Genomic DNA, 23,150 nt, shown 5'->3' with positions numbered 1-23,150 from the left:
GTCACACCGGCGCACCGGTGCGTCGTACCCGGAGACCTTCGAGGCGGGTCAGCGGTCGGTGCCGGCCATCCGGGCCCGTCGTGCCGCCCGCGCGGCGAAGAACGACCGCGGCGCCAGCGCGGCCGAGTGCGGCAGCAGCAGCGGCAGTCGATCGCCGGTCTCCTGCCGCCAGATGAACAGGTGCGCGCCCTTGTCGCCCATGGCTCCCTTAGCGAACTTCGGCTGGTTCACCGTCACGAACGCGAGGTCGGTGTACTCGGTCTTCCGGCGGAGCACCAGGTCACGCAGGATCTTGCCGCCGGTGTGGCTGGGCGCGATCCCGTTGCCCGTGTAGCCGTGGCCGTAGACCAGGCCGTCGCCGGTGCGGCCGAACTGGGGGATGAAGGTACGGCTCCAGCCGATCGGCCCACCGAAGGCGTGACTGAACCGGACATCCCGCCAGGCCGGGAAGAACCGGGCGAAGGACTCGCGGAGTTCGGCGTGGGCGGTGTCGTTGCGCAGGTGCGCCCGGTCGGTGCCGCGCCCGTCGTAGTAGTACCACCGGCCGCCGGACCAGACGACCCGGTTGTCGGCGGTCAGCCGGGCCGCGTGGGCGAACGACAGCGAGTTGCTAACCCCCTCCCGGCCGGGCCAGGCGACCTGGGCCAACTGCGCGTCGGTCAGCGGCTCGGTCACCATCACGTAGTTCCACACCGGCATGACCTTGGTGTGCGTCTGGGCGAAGCTGTGCTGCCAGGCGTTGGTGGCCAGGACGACCTCGTTGGCGATCACCGTGCCGGTCGGGGTGCTCACCCGGTAGCGGTTGCCCACCTTGCGTACCTCGGTGACCGGGGTGCGTTCGTGGATGTCGACGCCCTGCTCCCGGACCACCCGGGCCAGGCCCTGTACCAGCCGGTGCGGGTTGACCAGCGCCCCGGTCGTGCGCAGCGCGCCCAGCACCTGCGGCGAACCGATGCGCTGCTGGGCCTCGTCGCGGTCCAGCAGCTTGAAGGAGCCACGCAGGCCGGTGCGGTCGCTGCGCTTGACCTGCAGTTCGAGCCGGGCCAACTGCTTGCGGTCGGTGACCACCTGGAGCATGCCGTTCATCGCGAAGTCGGCCTCGATGCCGTACTGGCGGCAGAACCTGCCCACATCGATGATGGAGCGGGCACCGGTGCGGTAGACCCCGGCAGCCTTCTCGCGGCCGTAGTACCACAACAGCCGCCGAAGCACCTTGCCGGCGGTCAGACCGACGAACCCACCGTTGGCGCTGGACGCGCCGCTGCCGACCGTCTCGGCCTCCAGCACCCGGATGTCGGCGGCGGGCTCGGCCTCGGCCAGGAAATGCGCCGCCCACAGGCCGGTGTAGCCGGCGCCGACGATGCAGATGTCGCACGTCGCGTCACCGTCGAGGGGTTCACCGGCCTCGACCGGCTCGGTGTCGTGCCAGTAGACGCTGTTGCGGGTCTCTTCCACGTCGCTCTCCAAGTCGTCGTGAGGACGTTCGCACCCACTATCCATACTGTGTGTTGCTTTCAGCAAGACCCAACAGTCAACGGACGTCGCCGGCGGCCCGGGCCGCCCGCTCGGCCCGGCGCTGCTGGCGTAGCCGGTTCATGAAGTAGTCGGCGTTGAGCCAGTAGAACTCCAACCAGATGTTGTCCGGGTCCCGTAGCCAGATGCCGTAGCCGGCTTCCAGGAACAGCTCGCGGACTCCGGAGTGCTCGGCGCCGACGGCGTCCAGATGGTCTGCCCACTGGTCCAGGTCGGCCATCTCCGGCACGTGGTAGCCGAGGTGGTGCAGGCCGACCCGGCGCTCGTCGAAGGGGGCCGGATCCGGCTCGTTGGCCTGCCCGAGCACGATCGAGGAGAGCGAGCCCCGGTGCACCAGCGTCCGGAAGGTGAAGCCGGACTCCGCGGGTGTCGCGTCCCGTACCGGGGTGAAGTCCATGACCCGGCAGTACCACTCGGTGCTGCGGTCCAGGTCGCGGACGGTCAGGTTGACGTGGTTTCTGCCGTTGAGTTTGGGCACATGACGCATCATAGTTGCTTGACTCGTATCTTGGGTGTGGCGTGTTGTAGGCACCTAGCGGTAGCGTGTCGTCACCTGGCAGCGTGGCTGCGCGGACCGGGCCGAAACGGATGTGAGGAACCGGGCATGCATCTGAACGTGTTCACCCAGTGCTCTCCGTCGCCCCAGTTCAAGGGCATGTGGCGGGTGCCCGGCGACCGCACGGCCACCGGATACCGGTCCCTGGAGTACTGGATCTCCCGGGCCCGCCAACTGGAGGCGGCCTGCATCGACGCGCTGTTCTTCGCCGACATCCACGGTGTCTACGACGTGTACCGGGGCTCGTGGGCGCCGGCGGTGCGGCACGCGGTACAGATCCCGTCGATCGATCCGGCGCTGCTGCTCTCGGCCGCCGCGGCGGCAACCCGCCACCTCGGCTTCGCGATCACCTACTCCACCACCTACCACTCCCCCTACGAGTGCGCCCGGCTGTTCTCCTCGCTGGACCACCTCACCGGCGGGCGGGTCGGATGGAACATCGTCACCTCCTACCTGCGGTCGGCCACCGTCAACGGACTCGGTGAGTACCTCGACCACGACGACCGCTACGACCGGGCCGACGAGTACGTCCAGGTCGCCCGCGCGCTGTGGGAGGACAGCTGGGACGCCGACGCGGTGGTCCGGGACACCGAACGCGACATCTTCACCGACCCCGACCGGGTCCACCAGATCGACCACCAGGGCCGCTGGTTCACCGTCCGCGGCCCGCACCAGTGCGAGCCCTCGCCGCAACGCACCCCCGTGCTCTACCAGGCGGGCGCCTCACCGCGGGGCATCGAGTTCGCCGCCCGGCACGCCGAAGTGGTCTTCCTGACCCTGGCCGACCCGGCCGCCGGCCGGGAGCCGGTGGCCGGCCTACGCGCCGCCGCGGCCCGGCACGGGCGGGACCCGGGCACGGTCAAGGCATTGCAGGGCACCATGGTCATGATCGGCCGGGACCGGGCCGAGGCGAAGGCGAAGGCCGAGGCGTACAACACGCTGTGGAGTAGCGAGGGGCAACTGGCCAAGTGGTGCGGCTGGATGGACATCGACCTGGCCACCTACCCCGACGACACCCCGGTCGAGGAGATCCGCAGCCAGGCCAGCCACTCCTTCCTCGGGTTCCTGCGCAAGCTCACCCCAGACCGCACCTGGACCGTGGGCGACGTCAAGTACCTGGTCTCGCGGCCCCGCCGGCCCCGGCTGGAGGCGCCGGTGACGCTGTTCGGCACACCGGAGCAGGTCGCCGACCGGATGGAACAGTGGCTCACCGTCGCCGACGTGGACGGATTCAACCTGATCCCCTGCCCACCGTCGGACGGCATCGACGACATCTGCGACCTGCTCGTGCCGGAGCTGCAACGACGCGGATTGTTCCGCACCGCCTACGACCCGGCGGAGACCACCCTGCGCGAGCGGTACTTCGGCACCGGCGTACGCACCTACCGCGATCCGGCCCGCACCACGACCGCCCGGGAGGGTTGAGCGGTGCGGCTGCGCGACACCCCCGACGAGGCCGCGTTCCGCGCCGGACTACGCGCCTGGCTGGCCGAGCACGTGCCCCGGCACCGGGGCGCCGACGCGCCGGGCGAGTGGACCAAGGCGTTGCACGCGGCCGGGTACACGGGACTGACCTGGCCGGCCACGTACGGCGGGCGCGGGCTGCCACCGACCTACCAGGGCATCTACGCCGAGGAGAGCGCGCTGGCCGGGGCACCCGACCACGCCAACGTGATCGGCCTGGGCATGGTCGGGCCGACCATCGTCTCGCACGGCACACCCGAGCAGCAGAAACGCTTCCTGGAACCGATTCTCTCCGGCGAGTACGTCTTCTGCCAGGGCTTCTCCGAGCCCGACGCCGGCAGTGACCTGGCCGCCGTCCGTACCCGCGCGAGCGCCACCGCCGACGGGTGGCGGGTCACCGGGGAGAAGGTCTGGTCCTCGTACGCGCACCAGGCCGACTGGTGCCTGCTGCTGGCCCGCACCCAGCCCGGCTCCACCGCCCACGCGGGACTCACCTGCCTGCTGGTGGACATGCGCAGCCCCGGCGTCCAGGTGCTGCCGCTACGGCAGGCCACCGGTGACAGCGACTTCAACCAGATCGTGCTCACCGACGTGCCGGTCCCCCGCGACTGTGTGCTCGGGCCGGTCGGCGAGGGCTGGCGGATCGCGATGACCACCCTCGCCCACGAACGGGGCACCTTCGGCATCACCCTCACCGCGCGGCTGGCCGTCGAGTTCGACCGGCTGCTGCGTACCGTGCACGACCTCGGGTTGGCTGACGACCCGGCGGTCCGCGCCGAGGTGGCGCAGCTGCACGTGCAGTTGCAGGGGCTGCGCTGGACCGGCCACCGGACGATGGCGGCGCTGGCGCGTACCGGCAAGCCGGGGCCGGAGAGCTCGATCCTCAAACTGCACTGGTCGATCACCAACCAGCGGCTGGCCGCGTTCGCGCTGCGCCTGCTCGGCCCGGCGGCGGTCCTGCACGGACCGGACAGCCACGCGGCCGGGCACTGGCAGCACCTGAGACTACGGAGCCGGGCCAACTCGATCGAGGGCGGCACCTCGGAGATCCTGCGCGGCATCATCGCCGAGCGCGTCCTCGGCCTGCCCCGGACCAGGTGAGCCGCAAGGCCGGAGAGGAACACCATGGACTTCGCCCTCACCGACGAGCAGCGCGACCTGTCGGCCGCCGCCGCCCGACTGCTCGCCGACCGGTACCCCATCGAACGGGTCGCCGCGCTCGCCGACGCCGACAGCGTCGATCCCGACACCTGGCCGCACCTGCGCCGGCAGGGGTGGTGCGACCCGGACCTGGGCATGGTGGAGAAGGGGTTACTGGCCCAGGAGGGCGGCTACGCCCTGGCTGCCACGCCCTGGTGGAGCACTGTCGGCCTGGCTCATCCGATCCACCGGGCGGCGGGCCGGGAACCCACCCCCGACCCGCTGACCGTCGCCTGGCAAGACGATCCGGCCGGCGGCGGCTGCCACGCCGTGCGGCAGGGTGACCGCTGGCGGCTGACCGGCCTACGGGCCCTGGTCACCGACGCGACGTCGGCCACCGCCCTGGTGGTCGCCGCCGGCACCGACGCCGGGCTCGCACTGTTCGCGGTACGCTCGCCCGCCGACGGGCTGACCGTCGAACCCCAACCCACCCTGGACCGGCTGCGCGGCGCCGCCCGGCTGCGCTTCGTCGACACCCCGGGCGAATTGCTGGTCGCCCCGGACTCCGCCGGTCAGGTGCTCGCGCGAGCCCGCCGGCACGCCAACACTCTGCTCGCCTGCGAGGCCGTGGGGGTAGCTCGGCGGGCCCTGGAAACGGCCCGCCGACACGCCGGTGAACGGGTGCAGTTCGGCCGGCCGATCGGGGCGTACCAGGCGGTGGCGCACCGGCTGGCCGAAAGCTACGTGACGCTGGAACTGGCCACCTCGCTGGCGTTGCGGGCCTGCTGGCTCACCGGCGACAGCGACGCCGTGCCGGCTGATATCGACCAGGCCGAGGTCGAGCAGGCCGAGGTCGAGCAGGCCGAGGTCGAGCAGGCCCACGCCGAGGCCGTGGTCGTCGGCCGGCAGGCGGCCGTGCGGGCCTGCGAGGACGCCCTACAGGTCACCGGCGGGCTCGGCGCGACCTGGGAGTACCCGCTGCACTGGTGGTACCGGCGGGCGCTCTGGCTGGACAGCTTCGACACACCCACCAGCGTTCACCTCGCCACCCTCGCCGACCACCTGCTGGCCGGTCGGCCGCAGCCGGCCCGGCCGACCGCCTGACCGACCCAGTTGACAAGGAGCAGCGATGCTGACGAGACGACGCCCCGGGATCGACGTGCCGGCAATCCTGCGGCTCATGGAGGTGGGTGACTACCTGCTGCCGTACACCATCCGGGCGGTCTGCCTGCTGCGGGTGGCCGACCGGCTGGCCGACGGGCCACTGCCCGCCGCCGAGCTGGCCCGGGCCTGCGACGCCCACGAGCCGTCGCTGACCAAAGCCCTGCGGTACCTCGCCACCCGCGACCTGTTCGCCGAGGTCACGCCGGGCGAGTTCGGGCTCACCCCGATGGCCGACCTGCTGCGGACCGACCACCCGTACTCGGCCCGGGACATCTTCCTCTCCCCTGTGGTGTGCACCCGGGCCATGGAAGGGCTGGACCACACCCTGCGGACCGGCGAGGGCGCGTTCGACGCGGTGCACGGCGTCGGCATGTGGGACCACTTCGGCCAGCACCCCGCCGACGGGGAAGCCTTCGACAAGGTGATGAGCGGCGTCACCGGCATGGAACTGATGGCGATCCTGCGCGCCTCGGACTGGTCCCGCTTCGGCACCGTGGTCGACGTCGGCGGCGGCAACGGCCGTTTCCTCGGCGACCTGCTGGCTCGCTTTCCCCGGATGCGGGGGGTGCTGTTCGACCTGCCCGGGGTGGTGGCGAACGCGCCGGAGACGCTCGCCGGGGCCGGAGTCGCGGACCGGGCCACGGTGGTGCCCGGCAGCTTCCTCACCGACGACATCCCCACCGGCGCGGATGCGTACGTGCTCAAGCGGATCCTGTACAGCTGGAGCGACGAGGAGGCGACCGGCGTCCTGCGGCGCATCCGCGCCGCCATGTCCCCGCAGGGCCGGGTCTTCATCCTGGAGGCCGGACGGCAGTCCGAGGTGGACAGCACACCGCTGGCCCGCCGGATGGACATGCTCATGCTGACGCTCAGCGCGGGCGGCGCACGCAGCCTCGACGAACAACGGGCCCTGCTGGCCGGGGCCGGACTGGAACTGGTCGAGGCGACACCGACACCGATGTTCCCGGTGATCGAGGCCCGGCCGGCATGACCGGACTGCTGTCCTGGCTGGACGACCCGCGCGCCGACCGGGGCATTCGGTTCTCCCGTCCGGACGGCAGCTGGCAGAGCTGGCCGTACACCCGGCTGGCCCGGCTGGCCCGGGGGTATGCCGCCGGCCTGGCCGCGCGCGGGGTACGCCCGGGCGACGTGGTGGGCATCGTGCTGCCCACCGGCCCGGAGTTCGTCGGCGCCCTGTTCGGCACGCTGCTGGCCGGTGCGACGGCGTCGCCGCTCGCGCCACCGGCCACCTTCGGCGACCCGGACCGGTACGCCGAACACCTGGGCGCCGCCCTGGCGGCGATGCGGCCCCGGCTGGTCGTGCTCGACGGTGCGCCCGCCCCGACGCTCGCCCACGCGGCGGCCCAGGCCGGGGTGGCCACCGTCGACGTCGCGGAGCTGCCTGTCGAACCACCGCGAGGCGACGGGGTGGCGGCACCGGCCCGGCTGGCGCTGCTGCAGTTCACCTCCGGCACCAGCGGCACGGTACGCGGAGTACGGGTGCCCTACCCGGCGCTGGAGGCCAACGTCGCGGCCATCCGGAGCTGGCTGGAGATGACGCCGGACGACCCCACCGCGTCCTGGCTGCCGGTGCACCACGACATGGGTCTGGTGGGTTGCCTGCTGGCGCCCATCGTCACCGGCGCCGACCTGTGGCTGCTCTCACCGGCGGAGTTCGTCCGCCGGCCCACCCGCTTCCTGGAGTGCTTCGGCCGGCACGGCGCCCGGCTGACCGCGATGCCCGGCTTCGGCCTGGCGCACGTGGTCCGCCGGGTCCGGGCCGAGCAGCTGGCTGGGCTCGACTTCAGCCGGTGGCGGGCGGTCATCGTCGGCGCCGAGCGGATCCAGCCGTCCGCCCTGGAGAATTTCGCCGGGCTGCTCGCCCCGTACGGGCTGCGCCGGGAGGCGCTGCTGCCCGCGTACGGACTGGCGGAGGCGACGCTCGCGGTCAGTGGGCTGCCGCTGCGCACCGGGTGGCGACAGGTGCCCGGGCCGGACGGCGTGCCGGTGGTCGGTTGCGGGCATCCGCTCGCCGGCGCCGGGGTGTCGGTCGTCGGCGACGACGCCCGTCCGGTCGACGAGGGCGCGGTCGGGGAGATCGTGGTCAGCGGGGCCGGGGTGACCGACGGGTACGCCGGTGGGCCGGTGTTCCACGACGGCAGGGTCCGCACCGGCGACGCCGGTTTTGTCCGCGACGGCGAACTGTACGTGCTGGGCCGCCTCGGCGACAGCCTGAAGGTGCACGGCCGGACGGTCTTCGCCGAGGACGTCGACGCGGTGCTCGGCGCGGCCCTGGGCGTACCGCCCGGCCGGTTGGCCACCGTGCTCGGCCTGCGGGCCGGTCACCCCACTGTGGTGGTCCACCTGGAACATCCCCGCCCCGAGTGGCTGCCCCGGATCCCCGCGCTGGTGAGACCGCTGGTGCCGGGGGCGACGGTGCACGTCGTGCCGGTGCCGGCGGGCACCGTGCCGCGCACCACCAGCGGCAAGCCGAAGCGTCGCCTGCTGTGGCGCCGGCACCTCGCCGGTGCGGCGCCGACCGACGTCACGGCAGGCCGAGGCTCCGGGTGACGCCGGCCAGCACCTTCGACCGGTGCGGCACCAGGTAGAAGTGGTCGCCGTCGAAGACGGTGAGGTCGAACGACGCCCGGGTGTACGCCGCCCAGGCCGCCACCTCGTCCACCGCCGCCTCGGTGTCCACGTCGCCGACCAGCGCGGAGATCGGCGTGGCCAACCGATCGCCCGCCACCGGCCGGTAGCTTTCGATGAGCTGGTAGTCCGCCCGCAGCGTCGGCAGCACCGCCGCCCGCAGCTGCGGATTGTCCAACGCCGCCGGATCGGTGCCGCCCAGCCTGCGCAGCTCCCCCCAGAGGACGTCGTCGGGACCGAGGTGCTTGGTGCCCGGCCGGTGGTGACACGGCGCGGGGCGACCGGAGACGAAGAGGTGCGCGAGCGGCCCGCCGTGCCGCCGCTCCAGGCGGCGGGCCACCTCGTAGGCGACCGCGGCGCCCATGCTGTGGCCGAACAGGGCGACCGGGAGGTCCCGCCGGGGGACGAGCACCTCAGTGATCATGTCGGCCAGCAGGGCCATGGCGGTCAGCGGCGGTTCGCCGATGCGGTCCAGCCGGCCCGGGTACTGCACCGCCAGCAACTCGACCTCATCGGGCAGTTCGCGCGCCCAGTTGCGGTAGAAGGGCGCGCTGCCGGTGGCGTGCGGGAAGCAGACCAGCCGGACCGTGGCCGCCGGCCGGGGGCGGTAGCAGCGCAGCCACCGGCGGGCGGTGGTGTCGACTCCGTTCACCCGGCCACCCCCACGCCGCCGGTCACCGCCGGTTCCGGTGCCGTCGGCGCCACCGTGGTGATCTCGGCCGCCGCGGCCTCGCCGGCCGCCGCCAGAGCCGCCAGGTCGCCGGCCGCGAGCATCCGGGGCGGTTCGGCGCTGACCAGCTCCGGCGGGCCGAGGATCAGTGTCAGCTCCTGCCAGAGCTGGCACAACGTCAGGTGGTACTGGCCCTGCCGCAGCGGGTCCTCGCCCCGCTCCACGGTGTCCCGCAGGGTCCACAGTGCCCGGCGGACCCCCTGCGGCCAGGTGGTGCCGAAGACCGTGTCGTAGTGCGGGACCTCGGCCGGCCCGAGGGTGAGCGCGCTGGGGATGCTGGTGTCGCGGTCGGCGGCGAAGTGCGGGTCGGCGCCGATCCCGGCGACCTCCCGGGGAAAGTCGGGCCGGGCCGTCCAGACCGTCGGGCCGTGGGTGCCGACCAGGGTGAGGTTGCCGGCCTCGGTACCGATGGTGATGCGGTGCATCAGGTGGGCGTAGTTGTCGGGGTCGGCCGGGTCCATCTGGTTCTGCACCCGCAGCGTGACCGGCACGCCGGCCAGCACTCCGTCCAGGCTGCGGAACGGCAGGTCCAGAGCGGTCGCCGTGGTGACCGAGGCGGGCAGCGCCGGCAGCTCGGTGAACCGCCACGGCCGGAGGCCGCCGAGGGCCTGGCCCAGCAGGTCCAGCAACGAATAGGCCAGCTGGAATCCGCAGGCCACGTCGAGGTAACGCGGTGGCTGGCGGCGCAGCAGCTCGCCGGCCGCGCCGAGGAACCGGCGTACCGGTGTGATGTGCCGGTAGAACGGGTTGAGCTGGTACACCACCTTGTGTCGGCGGGCCTGCCGCAGGCAACGGGCCAGCTCGTCGTGGTGCAGCGGGTGCTCCTGTAGCACGTGCACGCCGCGCGCCATCAGCTCCATCGCCAGCTCGGAGCCCCGGCCGCCGAGCAGACCTCCACGGATGACGACACAGGCGACGTCGATGTCGTCGGGCAACTGCTCGACCGCCGTGTACAGCGGCACCCCGTAGTGCGCGGCGCAGGCCCGGGAACGGTCGCTGCCCCCGGCGAGGACGCCGGCGAGCTGGAAGCTAGGGTCCGCGTTGCGGAAGGACTCCAGGTAGACCTGGCCGAAGCGGGTGCCGCAGACGACCACCCGGGTGGGTCGGTTCAAATCACGTCCTCCTCGTAGTGGTCGACGGCGGCGACGTCCGCCGCCACGGAGGCGTACAGCACCCCCGGCGCCGCCGCCAGCTCGGTGAAGGTGGCGACCGGGTCGAGCACCTCGGCGGCGTGCCAGACGCCCGGCGGCACCGCGCCGGCCAGCACTGCCCGGACGGTCAACGCCGCGACCGTGCCGGTGAGATCGCTGGCCCCGGTGCCGTGCACCACGGCGGTGCGCTCCCCGCGCGGTCCCGCCAGGACAACCACCAGATTCTGGTACGGCCGCTGCCCGAAAAGGTCCAGCTCCGCGGCCCGCCGCAGCCGCTCGCCGGCCAGGCGCAGGTCCGCGTCCCCGGGTCGGGGCGCGGCGCGCAGCGCGGTCAGCACCCGCTCGCCGGCGAAGACCGAATACCAGTCGACCCGGCGCAGGCCCAGCGCGGCGGCGACGCGGGCCGTCTCCGTGCCCAGGTAGGGCTGGGCGGTGACCAGCTCGGGAAACGACGGCACGGCCACCTCGTCGACCGGGCTCAGCGCGCCCTGCACCACCCGGCCGTCCCGCCAGGCCGCGGCGGGCCAGCCGAAACTGTCGTCGGCCGCGACGTAGTCGACGGCGGCGGTCAACGTGAACCGGTCGCGCCCACCGACGTACCCGGTCAGCCGCTCGCCGTCGGGCAGGTACGCGGCCAGCAGCCGGGGCAGCAGCCCGGACAGACCCGGCATCATCCCCGCCGACACCACCGCGACCCGCGAACCGCCACCGATGGCCGCCACGACCGAGGCGTACAGCGCGTCGTCGCCGGCCGCGTCCACGTAGTCGGCGTCGGCCGCGTCGCATGCCCGAGCCACCCGGTCGGCCAGGTCGACCGCCGGGCCGGCGCAGTTGAGCACCACCCGCGCGCCGGCGCAGAACCGGGCCAGGTCCACCGGGTCGTGTGCGTCGACAGCCACCGCCTCGACCCCGTCGATCCGCGGCCGACGCCGCGCACCGGCCCGCAGCGGACCGACGCCCCAGGATCGCAGCAGATCCACCGCGACCCGACCGACCGCGCCGGAGGCGCCGAGCACGGCGACGACGGTCACCTGGCCGGCTCCGGGTCGAGCGCCGCCACCACCGCGCCGGCCGCCGCCCCCAGCACCGAAAGGTGATCTCCGGCGACGTCCACGGTACGCACATCGCCCAGGCACAGGTCGGCCCAGAACTCCAGCGCCTGCTCGTCGTAGGGCACCTCACCGGTGGGCCGCAGCACGGTCAGGTCACCGGCGTACAGGGTCGGCTCGTGCCGGACCGTCGCCGACAGTCGCGCACCGAAGCCCTCGTCGGGTTCCTCCCCACCGGTCTCCGCCCGGTACGCGGCAGCGACGTCACCGGCGCCCGCCGGCCGCCACGGTGACACCAGAACCAGGGCGTCGACCTGCGCGCCGGCCTCGGTCAGTGAGCGGGCCACCTCAAGAGCGAGGGTCGCGCCGAGGCCGTGCCCGACCAGCCGGACCGCCGGATGACCGGCTGCGGCGATCAGCCGGGCCTGCTCGGCGGCGACCCTGGGCAGGTCGTCGGTCGTGTCGGTGGCCAGGCCCAGCACGGCACCGTTCACCGCGAGCTCCGGTACCAGCGCCGCGTACCCGTCGACCGTCGCGGCGCAGCCCGGCACCAGTACCCACGGGGTGCCCGGGACACCCTCGTGCAGCACGGACAGCCCGCCGGTGGCGGCCGAGGTGACCGCACCGACCGGCGACGCCTCGACCGGCGCGGCCGACTCCGCCTCGACGTGCGCGGCGAGCGCGGCGACCGTGGGCTGCTCCAGCACCTGGCGTAGCAGCTGGTCGAAGAAGAGCCCCGCCGCATGCGGGACCTCCTCCAGGATCCGGCCGGTGATCTGGGCCGCGACCAGGGAGTCACCGCCGAGTTCGAACAGGTTCTCGTCGCGGCCCACCCGGGGTACCCGCAGCGCCTGCGCCCACACCGCCGCGATCTGGCGTTCCAGGTCGCTGCCCGCAGCGGCGGACCCGGTGGACGCCGTCGCACCGCGCCGGGGCAGCCGGCGCCGCAGCGCCGCCCGGTCGACCTTGCCGTTGGTGTTGAGCGGGAAGGCGTCCACGACCTGAACCACCGCCGGGACCATGTACTGCGGCAACCGCACGGCCAGGTGTTCGGAGACATCGTCGCGGGAGATCGGCAGCCGGTCGGTCTTGAACCGGGCGGCCAGCACACACATGCCCAGCTCGGCGATGAAGTCGTCCGGTGCGGGCAGGCACATCGGCTGCGCCGCACCCGCCGTGTCGAGCACCTCCAGCCAGGACCGGCGGTCGAGGAACACCTGCTCGGTGCCCTGGCGCAGGTCGGTGAAGTCGGCGGTGGCCTCGTCCACCCGCACCAGCAGCTCCAGCGAGGTCATGATCTGGTAGTGGTCGCGGGTCATCTCGCAGGCCACCAACCAGCCCTGCGGGGCGAGCACCTCCCGCAGCCGCTCCAGCGCCCGGCCGATGTCGGCGCTGGCGTGCAGCACGTCGCCGGCCACGATCACGTCGAAGGAGTTCGGCGCCAGGCCCTGCGCGGTGAGGTCCCGGTCGATGTCGACCGCCTGCAGCCGCAGGCCGGGCCGCTCACCGAAGCGGGTCCGCAGCTCGTTGACGAAGAACGGTGACAGGTCGGTGGCCAGGTAGTCCACCTCGTGTCCGGCCAGCGCGGCGAGCACCGCGGCGGTGGTGCCGCCGGCTCCCGCGCCGACCTCCAGCACCCGCAGCGCTCCGGGTTCGATGCGCTGCCCGGCGATCTGGCGGACCAGGGCCGCGGCGGCCTCGTTGGCCCAGCGGTTGAACAGGGTCCGCTCGTAGAGCCCCTGCGAGACGTCCACCCGGCCCTGCGGGAACAGCAGCGCCAACGGGTCGTCCTCGCCACGCAGCAGGGCGGGCAGCTGTGCGGTGCTGTTCCGGAAGTAGCCGAGCAGCTCCTTGTCCTCGGCGTCGGCGAGCTGCTCGACACCGCGCCAGCCGGCGGCGCTGTCCGCCGCCGCGCCCGCCGGGGTCAACCCGTACCGGCCGGAGTCGTCCCGGTCGAGCAGGCCGGCACCGGTCAGCGCCCGCAACCAGCGCCGCACCAACCGGTGGTGGCGCGGGGCGACACCGGCCGTATCGAGCAGCTCGGCCAGCAGATGCCGCTGGTCGCCGCCGGCGAATAGGCCGGCGGCGCGAAACGCGTCGAGCATCGCCGGCAGCGCGACGTCGTCCAGCCCATGGGCGTACGCCAGGTAGCGCTCCCGGTCGACGCCGGTGAGGGTGGCGTCGGCGTCGGAGCACGCGGCTTCGCCGAACTCCCGGGCCGCTGCCACCTCGTGCTCCGTCTGCAGCGCGGTGACCGTCCGGCCGGCCGGCTCGACGAACGCGGCCAGCCGCCGCTCCAGCGGGGTGTCCCCGTCGACCACCACGACCGCGCCGGCCACCCCGGGGTGGGTACCCAGGGCCGCCTCGATCTCGGCCAGCTCGATCCGGTAACCGCGGATCTTGACCTGAAGGTCCTCCCGGCCGAGGAATTCGATGGTGCCGTCCGGCAGGTACCGGCCGAGGTCACCGGTGCGGTACAGCACGTCCCCGGTCTCCGGGTGCACGACGAACCGCTCGGCGGTGCGCTCGCTGTCGTTCAGGTAGCCCAACGCCAGCCCGGCGCCGCCGATGTACAGCTCACCGCCGACCAGGTCCGGACGCGGACGCAACGCCGCGTCGAGCACGTGGAAACTCTGGTTGGTCAACGGGCGGCCGTACGGGATGCTGCGCCACTGCGGGTCGACCTGCTCGATCGGGTACCAGATCGACCAGATCGACGCCTCGGTCGCTCCACCCAGGCTGACCACCCGCAGCCCTGGCACCCGGGCCCGGATCGCCTCCGGCAGGGCCACCGGGATCCAGTCGCCGGAGAGCATGGCAAGCCGCAACCCGTCCGGCGGCACCACGGCGGCGGAGACCAGGTAGTCGTGCAGCATCTGCAGCTGGGCGGGCACCGAGTTCCACACCGTCACCGCGTATCCGGCGACGAGCTCCACCCAGTGCGACGGGTCGCCGCGACGGTCCGGGTCGGGCACGACCAGCGCACCACCGGCGGACAACGGGCCGAAGATGTCGTAGACCGACAGGTCGAAGCCGAGGTTGGACAGGCCGAGCACCCGGTCCTCGGGGCCGACGGCGAAGCGGTCGTTGATGTCGAGCACCGTGTTCAACGCGCCCCGGTGACTGATCATCACGCCCTTGGGCGTGCCGGTCGAGCCGGAGGTGTGGATGACGTACGCCAGCTCCTCCGGGTCGCCGGAGCCCTCGACGGGGCGCGGTTCCCCCTCGGTGAGCAGGTCGACGGCGACCAGCCGCAGCCCCTCGGTCCAGCCGTCCGGGTCCACCCGGGACTGCGTGAGCGCGCAGCGGATCCCGGCGTTGTCCAGGATGACGCGACGCCGGGCGGCCGGCGACGAGGTGTCCACCGGCACGTAGACACAGCCGGCGAGCAGTGTGCCCAGCACCGCTACGACCTGCTCCCAACCCCGGTCCATGACCACCGCGACCAGTTCCTGCCGCCGGCAGCCGGCCGCGGTCAGCGCCTCGGCCACCCCGGCGGCCCGGCCCAGCAGTTCGGCGTAGGTGAGCGTGCGGTCGACGGCGATGACCGCCGGCCGGTCGGGGGTGCTCAGCGCCTGCAGCACCACCCGGTCGTGCAGCATCCCCGCGGGCAGGACGGACCGCGTCCGGTTGGCCTCGGCCCGGCGCTGCAACGCCGCCTGCGGCGGCTCCGGGAGCCCGGTGCTGGTCCACGCCGCGTCGTCGGCGGCCAGTCGGTGCAACAGCGCGTCGTACGCGGCGAACATGTCGTCGACCACCCCCGGCGGGAAGACCTCCTCCCGCACGTCCCAGTTGGACACCAGGCCGCCGTCGCGTTCGATGTTCTGGCAGTCGATCCAGACCTGCGGGGTCTGGCTGATCCCGTAGCCCAGTTCACCGAGCGGCGCGCCGTCTGCGGCGGCGCCGGCCGAGGTGATGCCGATGGCGCTGGTGAACACCACCGGGAACAGCGCCGCCTCGGCGCCCTGCCGGCGGGCGATCTCCCGGATCACCTCGATGCCGCTGAACGTGCGGTGGTCCAGGTCCTCCCAGAGCTGCACCTGAAGGTCCCGGGCCCGCTCGTCGAAGCGGCGGACCGGGTCGGCGTCCACGGCCAGCAGGTCCACCGAGGTGAAGTCACCGACCAGGGCGTTGACCTGCTCGTGCACAGGTGCCCGGTTGAGCAGCGTGATGTCCAGGGTGAACCGGGATCGGCGGCTCCACGCGGCGATCGTGTCGGCGTACGCGGCCAGCACCGCGCCGGACGGGCTGACGCCGTGCCGGCCGGCGCGCTGCCGCAGCCCCTCCCAGACCTGCGGCGACAGCCGGGTCTCCCAGCGGCGGAACCGCCCGTCGCTGTCGGCGGGACGGGCCACCGTCGGCAGTTCCGGCGCGCCCGGCAGATCATCGACGCGCTCCAGCCACCACTGCCGGTCCTGGGTGTATCGCGGGCTGTCGCGTACCGCCCGTTGCGCCAGTTGGTAGTCGCGGAAGGTGACCTCCAGCGGCGGCAGCGGCTCGTCCGGCCGGTGGTAGAGCCGGTGCAGTTCGTCGAGTACCACCTGGACGCTGATGAAGTCGGCGATCAGGAAGTCGATCGACACGTGCAGCACGGCCCGGGTGTCGGCCAGGGTGATCCGGGCGGCGAACAGCGGCCACTGGTCGGGGCTGTGCACCAGATGGTCCATTTCCGCGCGCACCGCGCCGACGGCGGCCTCGACCACCGCCTCGGAACGGCCGGTCAGGTCGATCACCGGCACCTCGAACGGTGGCACCTGCGGCAGCACCCGCTGCGCACCGTCGGCCTCCACCACCGCGCGGAGCATGTCGTGCCGCTCGATCAGCGCCCGCCAGGCGGCCGTCATCCGATCCGGATCGAGCTGCGGGTAGACCAGTTCGCCGTAGCCGTGGCAGGCCACACCGCCGTAGGCGAACGTCTCCCCCCGGCCGAGCAGGTACGCCGCCTGCACGTCGGTGACCGGAAACGGATCGTGCCGGTGCGCCGGATCGGGTGCCAGCGCGACACCGCCACCGTTGTCGAGGTGGGCGACGATCTCGTCGCGGCGGGCACGTAACGCCTCCCGGCGGGTAGGCGTCATCGCCCCCTGCGGTGCGCGGAAACGCAGCTGGCCGGCCTCCAACCAGACCCGCACCCCCGCGCTCTCCAACTCGGCAAGCAGTTCACCGGCGGACGACTGACTCATAGAATGCCCTCCTCGAAGTCACCGGGTTCCACCGCGCGGCGGTGGGTGTCGAAGACGTCCGCCAGCTGCGCCACGGTCGGTGCCAGGAACAGCTGCCGCAGCGACAGTTCGATCCCGTGGCGTTGGCGCAGCGTCTCCACCAGCCGGGTGGCCAGCAGGCTGTCCCCGCCGAGGGCGAAGAAGCTCTGGTTACGGCCGATCCGGTCGTAGTCGAGCACCTCGGCCCAGATCTCGGCGACGAGCTTCTCGCTGTCCCCGCGGGGGCTCTCGTCGGCGGCGTCGTCGGGCTCGGCGGTCACCTGGGCGGTCAACGCCCGGCGGTCCACCTTGCCGTTGGCGGTCAGCGGCAGGTCCACCACGCCGACCACCCGCTCCGGAACCATGTAGCTGGGCAGCCGTTCGGCCAGGAAGCCGAGCAGCGCCAGGTCGTCGATCGGCTCGTCGTCGGCGACCACGGCCAGCGCGAGCCGGCGGTGGGCACCGTCACCGACGGTGAGCCCGACGGCCCGGGCCACCTCCGGGTGCGCCTGCGCCGCGGCCTCGATCTCGCCCAGTTCGATCCGATGTCCCCGGATCTTGACCTGGAAGTCGACCCGGCCGAGGAACTCCAGCGTGCCGTCGGGCCAGTAGCGGCCGAGATCGCCGGTGCGGTACCACCGATCTCCGTGCACGGTGACGAACTGCCGGGAGGTGGTTTCCGCGTCCCCCCGGTAGCCGCGGGCCACCCCGACGCCGCCGATCCACAGCTCACCGGGCACCCAGTCGGGACAGTCCCGGCCGCGCTGATCGACCACCCGGTAGCGCTGGTTGCGCAGTGGCTGGCCGTAGGGCACCGACCGCCAGTGCGCGGGTACCTCGTCGACCTCGCAGGCGTTGGACCAGATCGCCGCCTCGGTGGCGCCGCCGAGCGCCACGAACCGGGCCGAGGGGCACCGGTCTCGCAGCCGACCGGGCAGGTCCAGCCCGACCCAGTCCCCGGAGAGCAGCACCAGGCGCAGCCCGTCGGGCAGTCCCTCGGCGTCGGCCGCGACCAGGAGCATGTCCAGCAGTGCGGGCACGGAGTTCCAGACGGTGACACCGCCGCGCCGGGCGGCCGCGGCCCAGCTGCGGGCCTCCCGCCGGTCGCTGTCGGCGACGCAGACCAGTGCGCCGCCCGCGCCGAGCAGCCCGAAAATGTCGTACACGGACAGGTCGAAGTCGAGCGCCGACACCGCGAGGACCCGGTCGGCGGGGCCCACCCGGTAACGGGTGGTGATGTCGTCGACGGTGTTCAGCGCCGCCCGGTGGGTGATCTCCACGCCCTTCGGCTCGCCGGTGGAGCCCGAGGTGAAGATGATGTACGCGAGTTGGTCCGGGTCGAGTTCGACCGGCGCCGGCAGTGGCGTGGCGGTGCTGTCCGGCGCGACGACCGGATGCGCGGTGGGCAGGTCGGCGCGAGCCAGCACGACCCGTGCCCCGGCACGGGCGTAGATGCGGTCGCGCCGCTCGGCCGGCTGGTCGACACCGACCGGCACGTAGTGTCCACCCACGGCGAGCACCCCGAGCACGGCAGCGATCTGGTCGACGCCGCGGGGCAGGGTGACCGCGACCGCGTCACCGGCGCGCACGCCGTGCGCACGCAACGCCGCGCCGATGCGCAGTGCCCGGCCGGCCAGATCGCCGTAGCCGACCTCCCCGCCGTCGGCGGTGATCACTGCCGGTGCCTCCGGCGTGGCGGCGGCGTGGGTGAAAAATCCGGTGTGCAGCAGCCCGGCCGGCAGCGGCCCGGCCGTGTCGTTGACCGCGTCGCGGGTCCGTCGCTGCGCCGCCGGCAGCGGCGGCGGGGCGGCACCGGACCAGTCCCCCGTGGTCAGCCAGCGCAGCAGCTCGCGGTACGCGTCGAACATCGCGTCGAGCAGCCCGGCCGGGAAGAGTTCCTCGACCGAGTCCCAGTTGTAGACCAGTCCGCCGTCGCGCTCCATCACCTGGTTGTCGAGCCACACCTGCGGGGTCTGCGAGATGCCCCAGACCAGTTCGCCGAAGGGGAAGGCCATCTCGCTCATGCCCCCGGCGACGCCGAGCGCGCTGGTGAACACGACGGGCATGCTCACTGTGCCGCCCTGCTCGCGGCGGGCGAGTTCACGCAGCACCCACAGCGCGGACGCCGAGTCGTGGGCCATCCCCTCCCAGACCTGTTCCTGGGTACGCCGGACCAGGTCCAGCCAGCTGTCGCCCGCCCCGGCCCGGTACGCGACCAGCAGCAACGAGGTGAAGTCGCCGAGGATGTTGTTGATGTCGGGGTGCACGTCGCGCCGGTTGAACAGGGTGAAGTTGACGGTCAGTTCGGCGCGTCCGCTCCAGGCCGAGAGCACCTCGGCGAAGGCGGCGGCGAGGACGCTGGCCGGCGTCACCCCGTGCCGGCGGGCCTGCTCGGTCAGCCGACGCCACTGCGCGGGATCGAGCCGGTCCTCCCGGCGGTGGAAGCGCGGTGCGGTGACGGTGGCCGGGTCCACGGCCAGTGGCAGCGGCGGACCGGGAGGCAGTGTGTCCAGCCGGTCCAGCCAGTACTGCTGGTCGGCGGCGACGACCTGCGGGTCGGCGGGGGCGGCGAGCAGGTAGTCGCGGAAGGTCACCCCGACGGGGCGCAGCACGGCCGCCGGGTCCCGGTACAGGGCGGTCAACTCGTCGAAGAAGATCACGATGCTGAGCGCGTCGAGCACGATGTAGTCGAAGCTGAAACCGATCCGCGCCCGGCCGTCCGCGTACCGCACCGCGCCGATCTCCAGCAGCGGCCATCGGCCCGGGTCGGGGACCCGGTGGGACATCCGTTCACGCAGCTCGCCCAGTGCCTCGTCGCCACCGGCACGCACCGCGATCCGGAACCGGTCCACGTCGGCCAGCGCCCGCTGGTCTCCGTTGTCGTCGAAGACCGCGCGCAGCATGTCGTGCCGCGCGACGAGCAGGTTGACGGCGTCCTCAAGCCGGTCGAGGTCGACGTCGGCCCCGTCGAACTCCCAGTACCAGTGCGAACCGACGCCGCCCAGCGCGAAGTCGCTGCTGCGCCCCAACCAGTAGGCACGCTGCACGTCGGTGGGCGGGAACGGCTCATGTCGGTTCGCCGGGTCCGGGCGCAGCACCGCGGCGGCGGGCCGATCCGTGCCGGCACGGCGCAGGGTGGCGGCGAAGTCGGCCAGCACCGGGGTGGCGAAGAGCTGCCGCAGGTTCGCCCCGTCCAGCCCGGCCTCGGCGAGCAGCGCCATCGACCGGGTGGCGACCAGGCTGTCCCCGCCAGCGGCGAAGAAGCTCTGCCGCCGGCCCACGGCCGGCACGTCGAGCAGCCGCGCCCAGATCCTTGCGACGTCGCACTCGATGTCGCCGTCCGGGGCCTCGACCTCCTCCGGTCCGGGCCGCGCCGCCTCGACGAGGCCGACCACCGCCCGCCGATCGATCTTCGCGTTCGCCGACAGCGGCAGCTGGTCGGTGAACACCAGCTGCTCCGGCACCATGTACCCGGGCACCTGCCCGGCCAGCCAGTCGCGTAATGCCTCCGGGTCCACCCCCGTCACGGCGGTGACGGCGGCGGCCAGCCGTCGGGGCGTACCGAGGGCCACCGCGACGGCCCGGCGGACCGCGGGGTGGCGTTCCAGGGCGGTCTCGATCTCGCCCAGCTCGATCCGGTGCCCCCGGATCTTGACCTGGGCGTCGGCCCGGCCGAGGAACTCGACCACGCCCTGCGGGTGGTAACGGGCCAGGTCACCGGTGCGGTACCAGCGCACGCCGTCGACCTCACGGAAGTGGTTGGCGGTGCGCTCGGGGTCGCCGCGGTAGCCGTCGGCCACCGATGCCCCGCCGATCCACAGTTCACCGGGCACCCAGTCCGGCCGGTCCCGCCCGGCGGGGTCCACCACCCGCATGAGTTGGTTGGCCAGCGGCACGCCGTACGGCACCGAACGCCAGCTGGCGGGCACTGGCACCGGCACCACCTGCACCGTGGAGTGGATCGCGGTCTCCGTGGTGCCGCCCAACGCGACCAGCGTCGCGCCGGTGGCCTGCGCGTCCAGCCGGGCGGCCAGGTCGAGCCCGACCCAGTCGCCGCCGAGCAGGGCCAGCCGCAGCGGCAGGTCCGCCTCGTCGCCCGCGCTCAGCAGCATGTCCAGCAACGCCGGTACCGACTGCCAGACGGTGACCCGGTGTCGGCGTACCAGTTCGCGCCAGCGACCGGCGTCGCGCCGCTCGTCCTCGGCGACGCAGACCACTGCGCCACCGACGCCGAGCAGCCCGAAGATGTCGTACACCGACAGGTCGAAGTCGAGCGCCGACACCGCGAGAACCCGGTCGGTGGCGCCGACCTGGAACCGCAGGTCGATGTCGTCGATGGTGTTGACCGCTGCCCGGTGCGGCACCTGCACGCCCTTCGGCTCGCCGGTGGAGCCGGAGGTGAACAGCAGGTAGGCCGGGTCGTCGTCGGTACCGTCGACCGGGGTGACCGGCGGGCTCGACCGGTCCGCCACGTCGACCACGCACAGCTCGGTGGGCAATTCGGGACGCCGGGCACCGACCACCACGTGCCGAGCCCCGGCGACCGCGTGGATCCGGGCCCGACGGGCGGCGGGCTGGTCGACCCCGACGGGCACGTACACTCCGCCGGCCCGCAGCACGGCCAGCACGGCGACGACCTGTTCCGGACCCTTCTCGACGGTGACCGCGACCGCGTCGCCCCGACGGACCCCACCAGCGACCAGTGCGCCGGCGAGTCGGTCGGCCCGGTCGGCGAGTTCGCCATAGCTGAGTCGCCCATCGGCACCCCAGAGCAGCGCCGGACGGTCCGGCTCGGTACGGGCCAGAGCGAAGAAGTCGTCGTGCAGCCGGCGACGGCGGACCGGGCGGGCGGTGTCGTTGGCCGTCGCCCGCTCCTGCCTGGTCGGCTGCGGCAGCAGCTCCGGCAGGCGGGCGGCCCAGTCAGCGTCGTCGTCGAGCAGCCAACCGAGCACCCCGCGGTACGCCTCGAACATCTGGCCGACCAGGCCGGCCGGGAAGAGTTCCTCGACACAGTCCCAGTTGACGAACAGTCCGTGTTCACGTTCGGTGACCTGAACGTCGAGCCACACCTGCGGGGTCTGCGACATGGTCCAGCCGGGTGTGCCGAAGCTGTCGCGCACCTCGGTGTCGAACAGCTCGCCGAGGCTGAGCGCACTGGTGAACACCACCGGGGCGCCGACCGGCGTGCCGCCACGCTGGCGGGTCAGGTCCCGCAGCACGTCCACGCCCGTGTAGCCGGGGTGGGCGGCGTCGGCGCGCAGGCGGTCCTGCACCGCCCGGGCGAAGTCCACGAAGTCGCGCTCGGCAGCGGTGTCGACCTCCAGCAGCAGCAGGTTGGTGAAGTCACCGACCAGGTGCGCGACATCGGGATGGACCGGCTGGCGGTCGTAGAGCGGCAGGTTCAGCAGGAAGCGCCCGGCGGCGCTCCAGCGGCCGAGCACGTGCCCGAAGGCGGCCAGGAACAGCACCGGCAGGGTCAGACCGTGCGACCGGGCCCGCCGGGTCAACCGTTCGACCTGCTCGGCGGCGACCCAGTGGTGGTGCCGGGCGACCCGCTGGCCGCTGACCTGCTGCGGGTCCACGGCCAGCGGCAACTCCGGCGGGCCGGGCAGCTCGGGCAGCCGCGCCTGCCAGTAGTTGCGGTCGGCCGCGCGCTCGTCGTCGCGGCGGGCGCGCAGGGTTGCCAGGTAGGTCGGGTAGTCCAACCCGATCGTGGGCAGTTCGGCGTCCGGGTCCCGGTAGTGCCGGGCCAGTTCCGACATCAGGATGCGGAAACTGTGTGCGTCGGCCACCAGCATCTCGATGTGCACGTGAACGCGGGTGTCGCCGCCGGGCAGCAGCGACAACTGCACGTCGAACACCTCGCCCAGGGCCACGTCCAGCCGCCGGTGCGACAGCCGGTCGCGCAGGTCCAGCAGCGTCCGTTCGGCTGTCTCCGGATCGTCGTCGCGCAGGTCGTGCACGGTGAGGCCGGGCCAGGGGCTGTCGGCGAGGATCCGCTGCCGACCGTCGTCGTCGAAGCGGGCGCGCAGCATCCCGTGCCGGCGCAGCAACGCGCGGACGGCGGCCTCCAGCCGGGCTGGGTCCACGGCGGTGCCGTCGAACTCGTTGTAGAAGTGGGCGCCGACTCCACCGAGGGCCTGTCCGTCGCCCCGGCCGACCCAGTACGCGTGCTGCATCGGTGCCAGGTCGAACGGCGCGGTGCCGTCGACGACGGCCAGAGCGGGCTCGCCCGCCGCCGCCGCGTCGCGGGGTACCCGGTCGACCACCATCCGCCACCAGTCGTCGAGGGTGCGTCCCTCGATCAGCTCCGCGAAGCTCACCGACACGCCCCGCTGGTGCCAGCGGCCGACCAGCCGCATCACGCCGATCGAGTCGAGACCGAGCTGGAGGAGGTCGGCATCGTCCGCGACGGTGCCGGGTGGTTCGCCGAGGACCGCCGCGATGTCGTCGCGCATACCGTCCCGGGTGAAGGGTCGTGTGTGTTCGGCCTCAACGCCCAATCTGGGTCTC

General features: G+C 73.2%; 12 protein-coding genes. 5 read left to right on the top strand and 7 right to left on the bottom strand.

Annotated features, from left to right (window positions below; genetic code table 11):
* Nucleotides 1–48 precede the first annotated feature (48 nt).
* Complete coding sequence (locus ACFHWY_RS11125; protein ID WP_416580061.1) at nt 49–1,455, bottom strand: NAD(P)/FAD-dependent oxidoreductase; 1,407 nt, start codon at nt 1,453–1,455, stop codon at nt 49–51.
* A 76-nt stretch (nt 1,456–1,531) separates the two neighbouring features.
* Nucleotides 1,532–2,020 carry a VOC family protein gene (locus ACFHWY_RS11120; RefSeq protein ID WP_416580060.1) on the bottom strand — a complete coding sequence of 163 codons (489 nt, stop codon included), beginning with the start codon at nt 2,018–2,020 and terminating at the stop codon, nt 1,532–1,534.
* Between the two features lie 117 nt (nt 2,021–2,137).
* Here ACFHWY_RS11120 and ACFHWY_RS11115 point away from each other — a divergent pair, with 117 nt between their 5' ends.
* The 5 genes from ACFHWY_RS11115 to ACFHWY_RS11095 are packed head-to-tail and all read left to right on the top strand — an operon-like array spanning nt 2,138 to nt 8,428.
* The gene (locus tag ACFHWY_RS11115; protein WP_416580059.1) at nt 2,138–3,514 is read left to right on the top strand and encodes an LLM class flavin-dependent oxidoreductase; all 1,377 of its coding nucleotides are present in this window, start codon (nt 2,138–2,140) and stop codon (nt 3,512–3,514) included.
* Between the two features lie 3 nt (nt 3,515–3,517).
* Nucleotides 3,518–4,654, top strand: a complete 1,137-nt coding sequence (locus ACFHWY_RS11110; protein ID WP_416580058.1) for an acyl-CoA dehydrogenase family protein — start codon at nt 3,518–3,520, stop codon at nt 4,652–4,654.
* A 24-nt stretch (nt 4,655–4,678) separates the two neighbouring features.
* Nucleotides 4,679–5,797 carry an acyl-CoA dehydrogenase family protein gene (locus ACFHWY_RS11105; protein ID WP_416580057.1) on the top strand — a complete coding sequence of 373 codons (1,119 nt, stop codon included), beginning with the start codon at nt 4,679–4,681 and terminating at the stop codon, nt 5,795–5,797.
* A gap of 25 nt (nt 5,798–5,822) precedes the next feature.
* Nucleotides 5,823–6,848, top strand: a complete 1,026-nt coding sequence (locus ACFHWY_RS11100) for a methyltransferase (protein WP_416580056.1) — start codon at nt 5,823–5,825, stop codon at nt 6,846–6,848.
* Nucleotides 6,845–8,428, top strand: a complete 1,584-nt coding sequence (locus ACFHWY_RS11095; RefSeq protein ID WP_416580055.1) for an AMP-binding protein — start codon at nt 6,845–6,847, stop codon at nt 8,426–8,428. Before ACFHWY_RS11100 ends, ACFHWY_RS11095 begins: the two co-directional genes overlap by 4 nt.
* On the opposite strand, the gene ACFHWY_RS11090 is transcribed toward ACFHWY_RS11095, so the two are convergent.
* The 5 genes from ACFHWY_RS11090 to ACFHWY_RS11070 are packed head-to-tail and all read right to left on the bottom strand — an operon-like array spanning nt 8,403 to nt 23,095.
* Nucleotides 8,403–9,158, bottom strand: a complete 756-nt coding sequence (locus ACFHWY_RS11090) for a thioesterase II family protein (protein ID WP_416580054.1) — start codon at nt 9,156–9,158, stop codon at nt 8,403–8,405. The two genes, ACFHWY_RS11095 and ACFHWY_RS11090, sit on opposite strands and share 26 nt — an antisense overlap.
* On the bottom strand, nt 9,155–10,348 hold the full coding sequence (locus ACFHWY_RS11085) for a Gfo/Idh/MocA family oxidoreductase (protein ID WP_416580053.1): 1,194 nt from the start codon (nt 10,346–10,348) through the stop codon (nt 9,155–9,157). The genes ACFHWY_RS11090 and ACFHWY_RS11085 overlap by 4 nt, the downstream gene beginning before the upstream one ends.
* Entirely contained in the window at nt 10,345–11,418 is a 1,074-nt protein-coding gene (locus ACFHWY_RS11080; protein WP_416580052.1) for a saccharopine dehydrogenase, read from the bottom strand. Before ACFHWY_RS11080 ends, ACFHWY_RS11085 begins: the two co-directional genes overlap by 4 nt.
* Entirely contained in the window at nt 11,415–16,619 is a 5,205-nt protein-coding gene (locus tag ACFHWY_RS11075) for an amino acid adenylation domain-containing protein (protein WP_416580051.1), read from the bottom strand. The genes ACFHWY_RS11080 and ACFHWY_RS11075 overlap by 4 nt, the downstream gene beginning before the upstream one ends.
* Nucleotides 16,616–23,095, bottom strand: a complete 6,480-nt coding sequence (locus ACFHWY_RS11070; protein WP_416580050.1) for an amino acid adenylation domain-containing protein — start codon at nt 23,093–23,095, stop codon at nt 16,616–16,618. Before ACFHWY_RS11070 ends, ACFHWY_RS11075 begins: the two co-directional genes overlap by 4 nt.
* Nucleotides 23,096–23,150 lie beyond the last annotated feature (55 nt).

Source organism: Micromonospora sp. LOL_024 (genome assembly GCF_048060415.1).
Classification (GTDB): Bacteria; Actinomycetota; Actinomycetes; order Mycobacteriales; family Micromonosporaceae; genus Micromonospora.
The sequence above is the reverse complement of the archived record's forward strand: the minus strand, read 5'-3'. Positions and strand labels throughout refer to the sequence as shown.